A 17,009-nucleotide genomic window follows, 5' to 3' on the forward strand; every position below is an offset into this window, starting at 1 on the left:
GAATGAGTTTCAAAATTATTATCCCGGCCCGCTATGCTTCAAGCCGGCTGCCAGGCAAGCCTTTGCTGGACATTGGCGGCAAACCCATGATTCAGCATGTCTATGATCGTGCCTGTGAGAGTGATGCCGACACGGTTATTATCGCAACAGACGATGAGCGGATTGCTGCGTCTGCCAGCGCATTCGGCGCTGATGTCTGCATGACCGGCGTTGATCATCGTTCGGGCACTGATCGTTTAGCTGAAGTGGCGCAGACACGTCGTTTTGCCGACGATGACATCGTCATCAATGTGCAGGGCGATGAACCCTGCCTGCCGGCTTTGCTGATCAACCAGGTCGCGGCAGATTTGGCACAGCACACAGAGGCCGATATGGCCTCCCTGTTCAGCCGTATCCAACAGGAAAAGCAGGTTTTTGACCCGAATGTGGTGAAAGTGGTCATGGATGGCAGCGGCTACGCATTATATTTCAGCCGGGCGCCCATTCCCTGGATGCGCGACCACTTTAACAGTAATGCAGGGTTACCGCCGGAATTGCCACACTATCGCCATATTGGTCTTTACGGCTATCGTGCATCCTTTCTGAAACATTACGCTGAACTCACGCCTTGTCTGCTGGAAACCGAAGAATCTCTGGAACAATTGCGCGCGCTGTTCCACGGTAAGAAAATCCATATGACTGAGGCACTCATCAGCGCCGGTCATGGCGTCGATACTGAAGCTGATTTACTGGCTGTCAGGAAGATACTGACTGAGTAATCTGTCCAGTCCTGCCGCCACCAGTTCGGCATGCAGGTTACCCTCACCATCGAATACCGGCAACGTATAGGTTACCGGTACCGTGCGGTGCCCTTCACCGTACTGCGTGGCCTGTATGTCATGGTCGTTTTCCAGCACCTGCAATACCAGCTGACAGCCATCCAGCAATTCGATGATTTCACAGCGATGCTGATGATAAGTGACCTGCTGGCCGATTAAGGCCAGCAGATGTTCACAGGGAATATCACTTTTCCTGGGCATGAGATGTTGCACTCGCTTCGGGTTTGGCCTTGGACTTCTCTTCCTTGCCATTATCATCCGATGCGGTGTTTTTTTCTACACCCGATTCCTGCGCACTGGTTTCCGTCTTGTTTTTAGCCGGTGCAACCTTCTTGTTCTCAGCCGCTGACGCAGAGGCCGTGTCAGACCTTTTGACGGCTGCCGGTTTGTCCTGCTTGTTATCGGCAGCCGGCTTGTCGTCTGACTTGTCAGTCGGGCCTGATTTGCGATTGCTGTTGTCTGATGACGGACCATTGTCAGTTGAGTCAGATTTGGCCTTGCTATCATCAGACGCGTTGCTACCAGCCTTGTTCTCTCCGGTACGGCGACGACGGTTGCTGCCGCCGCCTGAGGTCGAACGAGTGCGCTTAGGCTTGCTGGCAGGCACTTTGTTGCCATCGACTTCAGGCTCTTTCTCCGGCTTGATCAGATTGCCATTGACTTCCGGCTCCGGCTCGGGAATCGCGTTGCCATTCACTTCCGGTTTCGGTTCAGGCGGTACATTGCCTTTTTCCTGTTCCTGTCTAATAGCCTGATCAGCCGTTTCCGGACGGGAGCGACGACGACGTCCGCCACGGCGTGAACGACGGCCGTTGCTGCTGCGTGATTTACCGTTGTCATCACTGTCAGCTCCTGACTTGTTAGCCTCAGGCGTTGTTTTCTTGTCATCAGACTTTTTATTGTCGTCTGCGGCGTCCTGACTATCTTGACGACGACGCGGTTTACGACGCTCATTTCCGCCGCGACCACCACGGTTGGCATTACGATTCTGCGGACGACCGGACTTTCTCTGTTCCGGCTTTTTATCTTTCTCTTTGGTTTTGTCGTCTTCTTCCACTTCAGGTTTACCAGTCAGGACATTGAGCAGACGTTTGAGCAAGCTTGGTTTTGGCTGCTCATCCTTTTCACGGGCGATAACAGGCGCCGGGGCCGCCGGTGAGATACCCGTCACAGCCGGTTGTTCCATGGTCGGTTTATCACGCAATACTACCGGCGTTTCGAGTTCGGGCGTCGTGATCATCTGGTGACTCACCTGCTGACGCACGGCGCCGTCTTTAATCCGTTCAATATCGTAATGCGGTGTTTCCAGATGCGGGTTGGGAATCATCACAATCTTGACGTTGTGACGTTGTTCAACCGCCTCAATCTGCATCCGCTTGTCATTGAGAATGAAGGTCGCCACCGGTACCGGCAGTTGCACCACCAGTTGGGTAATTTTGTCTTTGGTCGCTTCCTCTTCGACCAACCGCAGTACGGCGAGTCCCAGTGATTCGACACCACGAACATGGCCCAAACCGGCACAACGCGGGCAGATTTCCTGATGTGCCTCACCCAGCGCCGGACGTAGGCGCTGGCGTGACATTTCCAGCAGACCGAAACGTGAAATACGTCCCACTTGCACACGGGCGCGGTCGGCTTTTAAATGCTCACGGAGACGATTTTCTACTTCACGCTGGTTACGGCTCGGCCCCATATCGATGAAATCGATAACCACCAGACCGCCCAGATCGCGTAAACGCAATTGACGGGCAATCTCTTCGGCTGCTTCCAGATTGGTATTCAGCGCGGTTTCCTCGATATCACCGCCCTTGTTGGCACGGGCCGAGTTAACGTCGATGGAAATCAGCGCTTCAGTCGGGTCGATCACCAGCGCCCCACCGGAAGGCAAGCGCACTTCATGGCGGAAAGCGCTTTCTATCTGGCTTTCTACCTGGTAGCGGGTAAACAGCGGCACCTTGTCCTGGTAGAGTTTAAACTTGCTCAGTTCATGCGGCATCACCATACGCATAAAGTCATAACCGGTCTGGTAGACCTCGGGCGAGTCCACCAGGATTTCACCAATGTCTTTACGTAGGTAATCGCGCAGCGCGCGGATAATGATATTGCTTTCCTGATACACCAGAAACGGTGCACTGCGATCACGGGTCGCGACATCAATCGCGGTCCACAACTGCAGCAGGTATTCCAGATCCCATTGCAGTTCTTCGGGCTGCTTGCCGACACCGGCGGTGCGAACAATCATGCCCATATCATCGGGCACTTCCAGATGACGCAGCGTCTCCTGCAGTTCAGCCCGATCATCACCTTCAATACGACGGGAAATACCACCAGCACGTGGGCTGTTAGGCATCAACACCAGGTAACGACCGGCCAGACTGATGAAGGTAGTCAGTGCCGCGCCTTTGTTACCGCGCTCTTCTTTCTCGATTTGGACGACCAGTTCCTGACCGACTGAAAGCACATCCTGGACGTTGATGCGACCATTGTCGTCGCCGTCACGCTTTTTGAAATAGCTTTTGGAGATTTCCTTGAGAGGCAAAAAGCCCTGACGCTCTGAGCCGTAATCAACGAAAACGGCCTCCAGACTGGGTTCTACCCGGGTAATTTTACCTTTGTAGATATTGCCTTTTTTCTGCTCCCTGGAAGGAGTATCGATATCCAAGTCAAACAGGCGCTGGCCATCGACCATTGCCACACGCAACTCTTCTGAATGGGTTGCGTTAATTAAAATTCGTTTCATGCATTAACCTCAAAATTGAGGTTCCGGCATGTCCTGCCGCACACCACGCGATGTGGACGCTGGGCCAGTTGGGCCGACAGAGCGACGTCGTTTGTGTTAGTAATTAATTGCTGGTCATATTGCCACTCATGTGCCCGCCGTCAGGCCATGATTTTCCAATTCAATTCTTTGTCGATCGCAATAGGGTTCTGCGATATCGCTGTCGTTCGCGGTTAAATCTGAAACCGTCGAGTCGTAAATTAATTACTGTGTCGTCTTGTCTGTTGCGTCTTTCTATTTCTTTCTGATGGCAATCAAGACATGGGAACCTGATGTTCTTCACGGACTCCCGATGAGTCCACCTGCTGAACCCCTGTTCAGCCGTGTCGTATTTCTTTTCCGGGCGCCGCATCAACCTGCTTAGTGGGAGCGACGCGATGTTAGGTCTTCGTGGCCGAAGTCAGTATACTGACCTCATTTTTACACACGGACCAACGGTCGAATATAGCAGCCTCTTGCCCGCGCAGCAACTGCTAATTTGGCAGGCCCCGCCCGGCGGCGTCTGGCCTGCCGCAAGCGCTGGAGATCGAGGTAGATCTGAGGCCAGCTTTATTCACCGTCTTTGGGTAGAATATGCCCATCATAATAATTCGCTTTGCTGCTGGCAAAATTTGGCAGCCGGGGTTTCGCGACAACTACAGACATCCACCATGGCAGCTCATAAACCACAGTCGCAGAAAGTACAGTTTCTTGAAATTGACGCTAACCAGGCCGGACAGCGCATTGATAATTTCCTGCTCAGCCTGGAAAAAGGTGTGCCAAAAAGCCGGATTTACCGTGCGCTGCGCAAGGGGGAGGTTCGTGTCAACAAGGGCCGTATCAAGCAAACCTACAAACTACAGCCGGGGGACCTGGTCAGGGTGCCGCCACTGCGTGTCAGCGAAAAAAATGTGCCCGACACGATCAGTGACTCACTCAGAGAAGCGCTGCTGGCCAGTATTCTGTTCGAAGATGACAGCATGCTGGTTATCAATAAACCCGCCGGCCTTGCTGTTCACGCCGGCAGCCAGATCCAATTGGGTTTGATTGAGGCGCTGCGGGTCATCAAACCGCAACAGTCTTTCCTGGAACTGGTTCACCGCCTGGATCGCGATACTTCGGGCTGTTTGATGGTGGCCAAAAGCCGTGACAGTCTGTTGAGCCTGCAACAACAGATGCAGTCAGACCGCATCGACAAGCGTTATCTGACCCTGCTTAAAGGGGGGCTGGATAACAGGCAACAGCTGGTTGAGCAGCCATTGCAGAAAAATACGCTGTCGTCGGGCGAGCGGATGGTGGTCGTCAATCCAGACGGTAAAAAAGCCAAAACGCTGTTTCTGCAACATCAGGCCCTGTCGCTGGCCCAGCTGACCGAGGTCAAGCTCTTTACCGGCCGTACTCACCAGATTCGGGTTCATGCTGCCTGGCTGGGTCATCCCGTCGCCGGCGATGACAAATATGGTGATCGGGAATTCAACAAGACCCTGAAAGACTATGGACTTAAACGTCTGTTTCTCCATGCCTGGCGACTGGGTATCAGACACCCGCTCACTAACGAGTCCATGCAGCTTGAAGCACCGCTGCCGGAGAATTTGAAAACCGTGATCGACAAACTACAAAGCTCATGAATCGTTATCAACTGATCATTTTCGACTGGGATGGGACCCTGATGGATTCCACTGGTCATATCGTCAACTGCATGCGCCGGGCCATTACCAAACTGGAACTGGCGCCACTGGCTGATGAAGAAATCAGTCACATCATTGGCCTGGGCTTGCATGAGGCAGTACAGACACTGTATCCGGCGGGTAATGACGTACTCTGGCGCAGTCTCGCCGACTGCTACCGCCAAACCTGGCTTAGCAGTCCCGAAGAAACACCACTGTTTGAGAATGCCCGTGAATTACTGACGCGTCTGGCGGAACAGGATCTCTTCCTGGGTGTCGCCACGGGCAAAAGCCGCCGGGGTCTGGATAAAGTGCTCAAGGCGACCGGTCTGGGTGATCATTTTATTGCGACCCGTTGTGCCGATGAGTGCCATTCCAAACCCCACCCGCAGATGCTGATGGAGTTAATGGCATATACCGGCGTGACACCGGAACAGGCCATCATGATCGGAGATACCGAGTTTGATCTGATGATGGCGAGTAATGCCGGTGCTCATGGTCTGGGCATCACGCACGGTGCACATGATGAAGCCAAGCTGCTCGCCTGCTCACCCCGGGCGATTGTGCATGATCTCTATCAAGTTGAGACCTGGTTGCATCGCACGGCAAAACAGTTCTGATATTATGTCTATTTTCTTTTAAGGCAGGTAGTAATGGCGACATTTGGAGATTTCCCGCCAGACAATGGCGATAACAAACCCCGCAATTCAGCCGATGACAACCAGTGGGAACGCACTGTACTGAGAGATCTGGCTTTTGCTGCCATTAAAGAACAGCGTGCTAAACGGCGCTGGGGTTATGTCTTCAAGTTTCTGATTCTGCTGTACCTGGTTGGTTTCATGGTACTGGCCTATTCACCCGGTAAACTGTCTACCGTCGCAGAGCCACACACCGCCATGGTCGATATTCAGGGTGTGATCGCCTCTGATGCGGAAGCCAGTGCTGACATCCTGATCACCGGGATTCGTGATGCCTTTGAAAGTGAAACAGCCAAGGGACTCATCCTCAGACTCAATACACCGGGTGGCAGCCCGGTCCAGGCCGGGCTTATTAATGACGAAATCACGCGATTGCGCGCAGAACGTCCCGACTTCCCTGTCTACGCTGTGGTTCAGGATGTGTGTGCCTCCGGCGGCTACTATATCGCTGTCGCCGCCGATGAGATTTATGCCGACAAAGCCAGCATCGTCGGTTCTATCGGTGTCCGCATGGACAGCTTCGGTCTGACCGGCCTCATCGAAAAAATGGGCGTGGAGCGCCGTTCATTGACTGCTGGTGAGCACAAAGCCTTCCTCGATCCTTTCCTGCCGATGCAAGAGGAAGATATTGAACATGCTCAGCAGATGCTGGATACCATCCATCAGCAGTTCATCAATGTCGTCAAAGCCGGCCGTGGTGACAAGCTCGCTGACAACAATGATCTGTTCTCGGGGCTGTTCTGGTCCGGCGAGCAGGCAATGGAGCTGGGTCTGATTGACGGCTTTGCCGGTACTGGTAAAGTGGCCCGTGAAATCATCGGAGCCGAAGAGGTCATTGATTACACACCACGACCCAACTACCTGGATCAATTCGCTGGTAAACTCGGCGCATCAATTGCTAATCTGATGACCGAAAAAGCTAATTGGAGTCTGCAATGAGTCAGCCCCCTCTGACAGAAGAAGAAATGAAGGAACGCCAGGAGCGGTTCCGCTATGTTGACCTGAATCACCCCCTGATGCAGGTGCTGTTCCAGATGCAGTCGCCCGCCAAAAAACAGCCGGAGTCGCATTGATGAGCCTGACACCGGAAGCACTGGTCAATAAATCGCTGGCACTGGTATCGCCTCCCAGCACCTACCTGCAACTCAATAAACTGATCCAGGATCCGGACAGCGCACTGGATGATATCAGCGCGGTGATCAACACCGATCCAGCACTGGCGACCCGTCTGCTCAAAATCGTTAACAGTCCGTTTTATGGTTTTCCATCCCAAATCAATACCATCTCACGCGCCATCACGATTGTCGGCACCCGGGAATTAATGCATCTGGTATTGGCCACTTCGGTCATCAATGCTTTCCGCGGTATCCCGGCCTCCCTTATTGATATGGATGATTTCTGGCACCACAGCTTTGCCACCGCAATCACTGCCAAGCTGCTGGCTGAGGAATGTGGTCAGAAAGCCAGTGAACGCTTCTTTATTGCCGGACTGCTGCATAATATCGGTAGCCTGGTCCTGTATCAGTCGATGCCGGAACTGGCCGCTGAGGCGATTCGCAGTGCGGAGTTCGGTCATGAAGTACAATTTCAGGCCGAACAGCGCATTATCGGTTTTGATCACACGGAAGTTGGTTATGTCCTGGCCCGCCAGTGGCATTTACCCCACTCCCTGCAGGAAGTCGCGCGCTATCATCACCGTCCTTCAGATGCCGAGGACTTTCCGATTGATGTCGCCATTGTTCATATCGCAGACATCCTGGTTTCCGCCGTCCCCTTTGGTCACAGTGGTGATAACCACGTGCCGCCACTGGACCCCGCCGCCTGGGAGTTGTTGGGACTGAATGAGCTGCAAATGCCAATGTTGCTGCAACAGGTGGGTGAACAAATCGAACATCTGAGTTCTGTGATGCTGACACAGGACGCATCCTGAATCTGTTAATGATGAAATAAAAAAACTAAGAGGCTAACAATGAGAACGGTTCTTCTCGGTGCCCCCGGCTCCGGTAAAGGCACCCAAGGTGTCGTGCTTTCCAAAAAATTCAATATCCCGCAAATCTCGACCGGAGATTTGCTGCGTGCCGCCGTCAAAGCCGGTACGGAACTGGGTAAAAAAGCCAAAAGCGCGATGGACGCCGGTGCGCTGGTGTCAGACGATATCGTTATCGGCCTGATCCGCGAACGTCTGTCAGAAGCAGATGCCCAAAACGGCTATATTCTGGACGGTTTCCCACGCAATATTCCCCAGGCGGAAGCCCTTGATGAGATGCTGGAACAACTGGGCCAGCCGCTGCAGGGCGTCGTTCTGCTGGATGTACCTTTTGATGAACTGATGCAGCGACTGACCGGTCGCCGCACCTGTAAAGATTGTGGTGCTATCTACAATATCTACCTGTCGCCACCAAAAACTGAAGGCCATTGTGATCGCTGCGGCGGTGAACTGTTCCAGCGCGAGGATGATAATGAAGAAACCATTGCCAATCGCCTGAAAGTCTACGAAGAACAGACTGCACCGCTGGTCGGCTACTATCAGAAGCAAGACAAGCTGCATGCGATTCCCGGCACCGGTGATATTGACGAGATCACCAACAAAGTCGGCGCCGTATTCGACGAAATCTGACCCCTGACAACCGGCTCCCAGTGAGCCGGTTTCCATTTTATGGCCCGTATTCTCGGCATCGGCATTGCCACTATCGATATCATCAATCATGTCAGCAGCTACCCGGCTGAGGACGATGAAGTGCGTGCGTTATCCCAGCAGCAGGTACGCGGTGGTAACGTCACTAACACCCTGGTGGTGCTCAGCCAGCAAGGCCATGACTGTGACTGGTGCGGTGTTCTGATTGATGAAGCCGACACCGCCATCGTCGAGCAGGAGCTGCAGCAGTATCAGATCAATTACCAGCATTGCCAATGGCTCGACCAGGGCAAAATGCCGACCTCCTACATCACGCTCAGCGAGGCCAGTGGCAGCCGTAGTATTGTGCATTACCGTGATTGCCCGGAACTGCCTTTTTCTCATTTCAAAGCGCTCGACTTATCGCTTTATGACTGGCTGCATTTCGAGGGTCGCAATATCGATGAGCTGTCGCGAATGCTGCAATGGGTCAAACTCAACTATCCGACGCTACGCTGTTCTCTGGAAGTGGAAAAACCCCGACCGGGCATTGAAGCTTTATTTGAACTGTCTGATGTGCTGATGTTTTCCAGACCCTATGCTCAAAGTCGTGGCTACAAGACGGCAGCTGATTTTCTGAATAGCCTGAATCATGAGGGTCTGATGACCTGCAGCTGGGGCGAACAGGGTGCCTGGCTTAAACATCAGGGCATGGTCCTGCACAGTGCGGCCTTTCCACCAGAACAGGTGGTTGATACGCTGGGCGCCGGAGATACTTTTAACGCCGGGCTGATTTCAGCATTAGTGAATGACCTTTCTGCCGGTTTAGCGTTGGAACAGGCCTGCCGCCTTGCCGGTTGTAAGTGCGGTCAGACCGGCTTTGCCAATCTCGATAAAGCCTTATGAAAAAGATATTTGTCTGCCAAAGCGGCGAACTTGAAGAGTATCAAACCCGTGGCTTCACGGTTGAAGTGGGTGAGGATAGCCTCGATTTTTTCCTGCTCAAGCAGGATGGTGAGATTCGCGCTTACCTTAATTTCTGTCCGCATCTCGGCATTCCACTCAACTGGCAGCCGGATGCGTTTATGTCTATGGAAGGCACGCATATCCAGTGCAGTACGCATGGGGCGCTGTTTCAATTAGAAGATGGCTACTGTTTTTCCGGTCCCTGTCGTGGCCAGAGTCTGACACCCCTCAATATCGAAATCACAGAAAGTCAGGAAATTTACCTCGTCTCCTCCGACTGATAGGCTGAACGACCAATCAGGCAACAGGAGTTCATTATGACTGAATTGCTCGATAAATGGTCAGAAGCCGCAGTCACCAGCCTGGGTTTCTTCTGGATGGCACTGTGGGCCTTTGTGCTGGGCTATCTTATCAGCAGCATTATTCAGGTCATGGTATCGCGCCACGAAATGCGCAAACTGATGGGCGGTGACGGTCCCAAATCCATGTCGATAGGGACTCTGTTCGGTTTTATCTCAAGTTCCTGCAGCTTCGCTGCACTGGCCACTACCCGTGCCCTATTTCAGAAAGGTGCCAACTTCTCTCCATCAATCGCCTTCCTGCTCTCCTCCACCAACCTCGTCATCGAGCTTGGCTTTGTTATCGCGCTGTTTCTGGGCTGGCAATTTGTAGTGGGTGAGTATGTCGGCGGTATTATCCTGATATTGCTGGCCTGGTTATTTATCATGCTCACCAACCCGAAGCAGCTGATTCAACAGGCCCGTGACCGTAATCAGGATCACAGCGACAGCGATAATGAAGATGGTCATGCCTGGTCACGTCTGTTCGACAAGGAAATCTGGACAGCCATTAGTCAGAAGTATGTCATGGAATGGCAGATGGTCTGGAAGGACGTGCTGATTGGTTTCACCGTTGCCGGGATTATTTCCGCCTTTATCCCCACCGCGTTTTTTGAGTGGCTATTTATCGGCGCCGGCACTGATGATCCGGGGTTCTGGGCCTTATTGCAGCAGACGCTGGTTGGCCCCGTAGCCGCTTTTTTTACCTTTATCGGCTCAATGGGGAATATTCCACTGGCGGCGGTGTTGTTTGGTGAAGGGGTTGCCTTTGCCGGTGTGATGGCGTTCATTTTCTCTGATCTGGTGGTATTACCGGTACTGCGTATCAATGCCCAGTATTACGGCTGGAAAATGGCGCTTTATATCCTGCTGTTGCTATTTAGCTGTCTGGTAGCCACATCGCTGTTGATGCATTACGGGCTTCAGCTTTTCGACTGGCTGCCCGACCGCAGTCAGTGGACTTCCCCTGCCGAGCGGGAGCATTTCCAGCTTAACTACCAGTTCTGGCTCAATGTTATTTTCGGTCTGGCCTCATTATGGATGGTTGTCAGCTGGAAACGTCAGCAGAGTGGTCATAATCATCATGGCCACCATCATCATGGCGGTGGACAGCCTATTATGAACACGCTCTGTGTTCTGGCAGGCTTGTGGCTCTCAGCCGGGCTTATTCTGACCCTGTTCTAATAAGGGTAGCCACTGCCTGACGACAGCGTTCGATAGTGGCCTTGCGACCTTCGAGTTGCAGGGCCGCTGCCACTTCCGGGAACGACTGCCCCTGCAGAATTTTTTTGATCAACACGGCCTGCTCCCCGGCTGGCAGCTTATCCAGCGCGCCAACGGATATTTGCTGATGCAGCCACTGCCACAACAAGGGCTCGGTCGACTCAAAAGGACGCAGTTCAAAGGCAAATGTATTGAGTGCCTGCAAATCATCATCCCTCTTCTGAGGCAGATCCAGCGGCAAATTCCGAGACAGTGGCGACACCAGTCTGGCATCAAGTCGACGATGAGACTGTAGCAGCAGATACGGCCAGGCACTGGCAAAACCATGCCGCGCCTGCCTGACTACTGCTTCCGCCCTGGCATTCAGGGCTTTCAATAAAATCCCGGCTCGTTGACCACTGACTTCATCGGCCTGCTGTCCCACTCTGACTGGCACATAACCATTATTGAGCCAGAACTGTAAAAGCCTCGAATCAAGTGCAAAGCTGGTACCCAGGGCATCACAGCTTCCAGCAGAATAACGCTCAATTCCCTGCAGCAGTCGGCTCCCCAGTCCCTGTCCCTGCAGCGCGGGATGGACAGCAATCCGGATAATACGTTGATAATGGCATCGGCCGGCATTCATAACGCCGCTGTGAGCCAATAAGGTCTGCGGCAGCAGTTGCCCTTTGAGTCGGCGACGACCATTAAACACCTGCTGCGCCAGTCGGTCGTCCAGTGCAGCTTCATCCATCAGCCAGGCACAGGCAATCACATGCCCCTGCGCCTGTAATACCAGCAGCGAAATATCATCCCGATCCAACAACATCTGCAGATCAGAAGGCCGGGTCCGGTAATGCGCCAGCACCATCAGGCCGAAGACTTCTCTCAGCAGGGTTTCATCCGATGCCAGTTGCTGTTTACTGAGCATGGCAAACTCGGCCTGGCTCACTAATTCAGCGGGGAGCTGATCTGCATTGACGGGTTCGGCATCAAGCAGCAATGCATCAAAACTGAAGGCTTCCAGCCTGTCCCCCTCCGCCCAGCGCACCGGCTGAGTCAGCCTTATCTGCCGCCAGTTCGGCGTTAAGTTGTCCAGGGTCTTTTTGAAACGAACAGCAAAGCCCCGACCTGTGCCCTCGTAACCATGTTCGGTGGAAGCAAACACCACACGGGAATAATGCTGCAGCATGGCTTCAAGCATTTGCGCCGGGATGGCGGCCGCCTCATCGACAATCAGTAAATCTGCAGCCGGTTTCTCCGCAAGCAAAGCATCCGGGGCGACAAAGCGGATCTCAGATTGCTGCCAGATCAGAGTGTGTTGGCTGCGCTTGGCATCGCTTAACAGCCGAGAAGCGTGTTCCATCAGCGTGTCGATATTGCTGACTGAGGGTGCCGTCACCAGAACCCGTGACTTACCCTGCCGTAACAGTTCAGCCGCTGCCATGCCCAGCAAGGCGGTTTTACCGCGGCCACGATCCGAAACAATGACCAAGGGGCGGCGGCGATGGCCACTGACCACATGCAACACTGACTCAATCGCTTTTTGTTGCTCTGGTGTCGGCGTGATGTCTGCGACTGATGTCGTTTCAGTCACTTTAATTTCAGGCAGTGTCTCGCCCTGCTTGATTCGCCTGACTACAGAATAGCGTTCGCTGATTTTAAAGAAACGCTGTAACCACAAAGAATCCGGCAATACCGCAGGCAATAACACCAGTAGCCAGCCACCGGCACTCAGCGTGCCGATCAGGGCCCCGAAGGCATCAGCGGAAAACTTATCACGACCATCAAAGATAATCAGCTGGTTGCTGCGACCCAGATGCTGCAGTGCCTGTTTACTGCTGATGCAATCCTCTGTGCGATCTGGATGCTCGGATAACCAGCAACGCCTGGTTTTATCCGCTTTCTCATAGACCTGCACTGCCTGTTGCTGGAGCCATTCGCTGTCGCCCTGCAGGATAAGACAATGGCGTTGAGGCAGCTGCATCTTAATCAGTAATGCGGTGGCGGTGGTTCGTCACTTTGCTGCATCAGTTGGGTTTGATGCATGCTTTCCATCTGGGATTTAAGTGCGGCAATCTGGCTTTCGAGCCGGTCAATCTGCTGTTGTTGACTGGTCACCACCTCATTCAGCTGTTCCAGCAGGCCATCCTGAAACGCCAGTCTTGTCTGCAAATCAACGATATCGTCATTCATCAGATATCTCCGTCGTAAGACAGCGCCGGTCCCAACCAGCGTTCAGCGGTCGGCATATCCCAGCCTTTACGCTGGGCATAATCTTCCACCTGATCCTGGTCGATTTTACCCAGGCCGAAATAACGTGACTCAGGATGAGCGAAGTAGAAACCACTGACCGCCGCAGTTGGCAGCATCGCAAACGACTCGGTAATGGTCATGTCGGCATGGGTGACCGGGTCAATCAGTTCCCATAGCAGCCCTTTTTCGGTGTGATCGGGACAAGCCGGATAGCCTGGCGCCGGTCGGATACCACGGTACTTCTCATCGATCAGCGCTTCGTTATCAAGATTTTCCTCGCTGGCATAACCCCAGAATTCCTTACGTACCCGTTCATGCATACGTTCGGCAAAGGCCTCGGCGAGTCGATCAGCCAGTGCTTTCAGCATGATGCTGTGATAGTCATCATGATCGGCCTCAAAGCGCTCGACATGCTCATCAATGCCGATACCGGCCGTGACTGCGAAGGCGCCGATATAGTCTTTGACGCCACAGTCTTTGGGCGCCACAAAATCAGCAAGCGCGGCATTGGGCCGACCCGGCGGACGCTCGGTCTGCTGACGCAGACTGTGCAGGGTCATCAGCACTTCTTCACGATCATCATCCGTGTAGACTTCAATATCGTCATCATTGACGCTGTTGGCCGGGAACAGTCCAATCACGGCTTTGGCAGTCAGCCATTTCTCATCCACGATTTGCTTGAGCATCTTCTGGGCATCATGGAACAGATGGGTTGCATGCTCACCGACGATTTCATCTTCCAGGATACGTGGGTATTTACCGGCCAGTTCCCATGACTGGAAAAACGGGGTCCAGTCAATGCGGTCCACCAACTCTTCCAACGGATAGTCTGAAAACACTTCCAGACCCAGTTTGGCCGGCTTGGTGGGCTGATAAGCCTGCCAGTCAATCCTGGTCTTATTGGCACGCGCCTCGGCAATCGGCAACTGACGGCGTTTGCTTTTGCGACCGGTATGACGGGCACGTTTGTCTTCGTAATCTTTTTTAATGTCGGCAACAAAAGCGTCTCTGCCGTCACGGCTTACCAGCTTCTGAGCGACGCCCACCGCACGTGAGGCATCTTTCACATAGACACTGCAACCATGGTAATTAGGCTCGATTTTTACCGCCGTATGAATCAGGGAGGTGGTTGCCCCGCCGATCATCAACGGTATTTCAAAGCCCAGCCGCTCCATTTCCTTGGCGACATGCACCATTTCATCCAGCGACGGTGTGATCAGGCCAGACAAGCCGATGATATCGACATTTTCTTTTCTGGCAGTATCGAGAATGGTCTGAGCCGGCACCATCACTCCCAGGTCAATCACTTCGAAGTTATTACACTGCAACACTACGCCGACAATATTCTTGCCGATATCGTGTACATCGCCTTTGACGGTCGCCATCAGGATCTTGCCGTTATTCTCACTGGTATCGCCCTCTTCCTTGGCCGCTTCGATAAACGGCATCAGATAGGCAACGGCTTTTTTCATCACCCGGGCCGATTTCACGACCTGTGGCAGGAACATCTTACCCTCACCGAACAGATCACCGACCACGTTCATGCCATCCATCAGTGGGCCTTCAATCACCTCCAGCGGCTTGGCATAGGCCTGACGGGCTTCCTCGGTATCGTCTTCGACATAGTCGGCAATCCCTTTGACCAGGGCATGTTCAAGTCGCTTGGAGACCGGCAGTTCCCGCCAGGACAAATCTTCCTGTTTGACTGTACCACCGCCTTCGCCTTTATATTTTTCGGCGATTTCCAGCAATCGGTCGGTGGCATCATCACGGCGGTTCTGAATCACATCTTCGACGTGTTCACGCAGTTCTTCCGGTAGATCATCATAAATCGCCAGCTGACCGGCATTGACGATACCCATGTCCATCCCTGCCTTGATGGCGTGGTAGAGAAACACCGCATGAATTGCTTCACGTACCGGGTTGTTACCACGGAAGGAGAACGAGACGTTGGAGACACCGCCGCTAATCATCGCATGCGGCAGACTCTCCTTGATGTCGCGGGTGGCCTCGATAAAGTCCATCGCATAGTTATTGTGTTCTTCGATACCGGTCGCCACCGCGAAGATATTAGGGTCAAAGATGATGTCTTCCGGCGGGAAATGGACTTTCTCGGTCAGCACTTCGTAGCTGCGGGTGCATATTTCGCGCTTGCGCTCGCGGGTATCGGCCTGACCGACTTCATCGAAGGCCATCACGATGACTGCGGCGCCATAACGGCGTACCAATTTGGCCTGCTCGATAAACTTGTCTTCGCCTTCCTTGAGACTGATCGAGTTAACGATGCCCTTGCCCTGGATACATTTGAGCCCGGCTTCAATCACTTCCCATTTGGACGAGTCAATCATCACGGGTACGCGACTGATATCAGGTTCGGCAGCCAGCAGATTGAGGAAGGTCACCATCGCCTCTTTCGAGTCGAGCATGCCTTCATCCATGTTGATATCAATAATCTGGGCGCCGTTTTCGACCTGCTGACGGGCCACTTCCAGCGCCGTGTCGTAATCGCCTTCCTTGATAAGACGGGCAAAACGGGCCGAGCCGGTGACATTGGTACGCTCACCGACATTCACAAACAGGCTGTCTTCGGTGATGTTGAGCGGCTCAAGACCACTCAGGCGACAATGATGCAGATTCTTTTTCGGCTGGCGCGGTTTGATGCCCTCAACCGCTTCGGCGATCGCCTTGATATGCGCCGGCGCGGTACCGCAGCAACCACCGACAATATTCAAAAAGCCGGATTCGGCCCATTCCTTGATCTGCGCCGCCATGACTTCAGGTGACTCGTCATATTCACCGAACTCATTAGGCAGGCCGGCGTTGGGGTGGGCACTGACGTAGGTGGTGACCACGTTGGACAGTTCCTCCACGTACTGACGCAATTGCTCCGCACCCAGGGCACAGTTCAGACCAATACTGAGTGGCTGAATATGGGCCAGCGAATTCCAGAAAGCTTCTGCGGTCTGGCCTGACAAGGTACGACCACTGGCATCGGTAATGGTGCCGGAAATCATCACCGGCAGGTGAATGTCGTGATCTTCACAGAACTTGTCGATGGCAAACAAGGCCGCCTTGGCATTCAGCGTGTCAAATACGGTTTCCACCAGCAGCAGATCGACACCGCCATCGACCAGACCGCGAATTGACTCGGTATAGGCTTCCAGCAGTTCATCGAAATCGACATTGCGGTAACCGGGGTTGTTCACATCGGGAGAGATACTGGCGGTGCGGTTGGTGGGGCCCAGAACACCGGTGACAAAACGCGGTTTATCCGGGTTACTGGCGGTGAACTCGTCAGCGACTTCTCTGGCAAGCTCAGCCGAGACCTTGTTCAGCTCATACACCAGATCTTCCATCTGGTAGTCGGCCATCGCAATGGAAGTGCCGTTGAAGGTGTTGGTCTCGACGATATCGGCACCGGCTTCAAAATAAGCGCGGTGAATATCACGGATAATATTGGGCTGGGTCAGCGACAACAGGTCGTTATTGCCTTTGACATCGCAGGGATGGTTCTCAAAGCGCTCACCACGGAAATCCTTCTCTTCCAGCTGATAGCTTTGGATCAGGGTCCCCATCCCGCCATCGAGGATCAGGATTTTTTCTTCAAGCAGGGTGCGGAGTTGGTGGTAAGCGGTCATTAAAACGGTTTTCCTGTCAAACAGTTACACTTTGGAAAAACCGTGAATTATAG

General features: G+C 53.4%; 15 protein-coding genes. 10 read left to right on the forward strand and 5 right to left on the reverse strand.

Features of this window, described 5'->3' with window-relative positions; translation table 11 throughout:
• The first annotated feature begins 2 nt into the window (after positions 1-2).
• Positions 3-758, forward strand: a complete 756-nt coding sequence (kdsB, locus tag OMQ46_RS10820) for a 3-deoxy-manno-octulosonate cytidylyltransferase (protein WP_266236880.1) — start codon at positions 3-5, stop codon at positions 756-758.
• Here the strand turns inward: kdsB and OMQ46_RS10825 are convergent.
• Positions 726-1,019 (reverse strand): hypothetical protein, encoded by a 294-nt coding sequence (locus OMQ46_RS10825; protein WP_266236881.1) that lies wholly within the window; start codon positions 1,017-1,019, stop codon positions 726-728. The genes kdsB and OMQ46_RS10825 overlap by 33 nt on opposite strands.
• On the reverse strand, positions 1,003-3,558 hold the full coding sequence (locus OMQ46_RS10830) for an Rne/Rng family ribonuclease (RefSeq protein ID WP_266236882.1): 2,556 nt from the start codon (positions 3,556-3,558) through the stop codon (positions 1,003-1,005). The genes OMQ46_RS10825 and OMQ46_RS10830 overlap by 17 nt, the downstream gene beginning before the upstream one ends.
• Before the next feature lie 689 nt (positions 3,559-4,247).
• Between OMQ46_RS10830 and rluC the strand changes: the two genes are divergently transcribed.
• From rluC to OMQ46_RS10875, 9 genes are read left to right on the forward strand one after another with little or no spacing between them, the layout of a single operon-like run.
• Complete coding sequence (rluC, locus tag OMQ46_RS10835; protein WP_266236884.1) at positions 4,248-5,204, forward strand: 23S rRNA pseudouridine(955/2504/2580) synthase RluC; 957 nt, start codon at positions 4,248-4,250, stop codon at positions 5,202-5,204.
• Complete coding sequence (locus tag OMQ46_RS10840; protein WP_266236887.1) at positions 5,201-5,863, forward strand: HAD-IA family hydrolase; 663 nt, start codon at positions 5,201-5,203, stop codon at positions 5,861-5,863. The genes rluC and OMQ46_RS10840 overlap by 4 nt, the downstream gene beginning before the upstream one ends.
• 33 nt (positions 5,864-5,896) lie before the next feature.
• A complete protein-coding gene (locus tag OMQ46_RS10845) occupies positions 5,897-6,880 on the forward strand; it encodes a S49 family peptidase (RefSeq protein WP_266236888.1) in 984 nt (327 codons plus the stop codon).
• Entirely contained in the window at positions 6,877-7,014 is a 138-nt protein-coding gene (locus OMQ46_RS10850) for a hypothetical protein (protein ID WP_266236889.1), read from the forward strand. Before OMQ46_RS10845 ends, OMQ46_RS10850 begins: the two co-directional genes overlap by 4 nt.
• A complete protein-coding gene (locus OMQ46_RS10855) occupies positions 7,014-7,871 on the forward strand; it encodes an HDOD domain-containing protein (protein ID WP_266236890.1) in 858 nt (285 codons plus the stop codon). Before OMQ46_RS10850 ends, OMQ46_RS10855 begins: the two co-directional genes overlap by 1 nt.
• 39 nt (positions 7,872-7,910) lie before the next feature.
• Positions 7,911-8,558: an adenylate kinase gene (locus OMQ46_RS10860; RefSeq protein ID WP_266236891.1), complete on the forward strand. Its 648-nt coding sequence runs from the start codon at positions 7,911-7,913 to the stop codon at positions 8,556-8,558.
• Positions 8,559-8,597: 39 nt separating this feature from the next.
• Positions 8,598-9,461, forward strand: coding sequence for a PfkB family carbohydrate kinase (locus OMQ46_RS10865; protein WP_266236892.1), 864 nt, complete (start codon positions 8,598-8,600; stop codon positions 9,459-9,461).
• Positions 9,458-9,802: a Rieske (2Fe-2S) protein gene (locus tag OMQ46_RS10870; RefSeq protein ID WP_266236893.1), complete on the forward strand. Its 345-nt coding sequence runs from the start codon at positions 9,458-9,460 to the stop codon at positions 9,800-9,802. The genes OMQ46_RS10865 and OMQ46_RS10870 overlap by 4 nt, the downstream gene beginning before the upstream one ends.
• A 36-nt stretch (positions 9,803-9,838) precedes the next feature.
• Positions 9,839-11,044, forward strand: coding sequence for a permease (locus tag OMQ46_RS10875; RefSeq protein ID WP_266236894.1), 1,206 nt, complete (start codon positions 9,839-9,841; stop codon positions 11,042-11,044).
• Here the strand turns inward: OMQ46_RS10875 and OMQ46_RS10880 are convergent.
• Genes OMQ46_RS10880 through metH form a run of 3 tightly spaced genes read right to left on the reverse strand, consistent with a single transcriptional unit; the run spans position 11,025 to position 16,956 of the window.
• Entirely contained in the window at positions 11,025-13,049 is a 2,025-nt protein-coding gene (locus tag OMQ46_RS10880) for a tRNA(Met) cytidine acetyltransferase TmcA (RefSeq protein ID WP_266236895.1), read from the reverse strand. The genes OMQ46_RS10875 and OMQ46_RS10880 overlap by 20 nt on opposite strands.
• A 5-nt stretch (positions 13,050-13,054) precedes the next feature.
• Positions 13,055-13,258: a SlyX family protein gene (locus OMQ46_RS10885; RefSeq protein WP_266236896.1), complete on the reverse strand. Its 204-nt coding sequence runs from the start codon at positions 13,256-13,258 to the stop codon at positions 13,055-13,057.
• Complete coding sequence (gene metH / locus OMQ46_RS10890) at positions 13,258-16,956, reverse strand: methionine synthase (protein ID WP_266236898.1); 3,699 nt, start codon at positions 16,954-16,956, stop codon at positions 13,258-13,260. The genes OMQ46_RS10885 and metH overlap by 1 nt, the downstream gene beginning before the upstream one ends.
• Between the last annotated feature and the right edge of the window lie 53 nt (positions 16,957-17,009).

The organism is Methylophaga sp. OBS1, assembly GCF_026319365.1.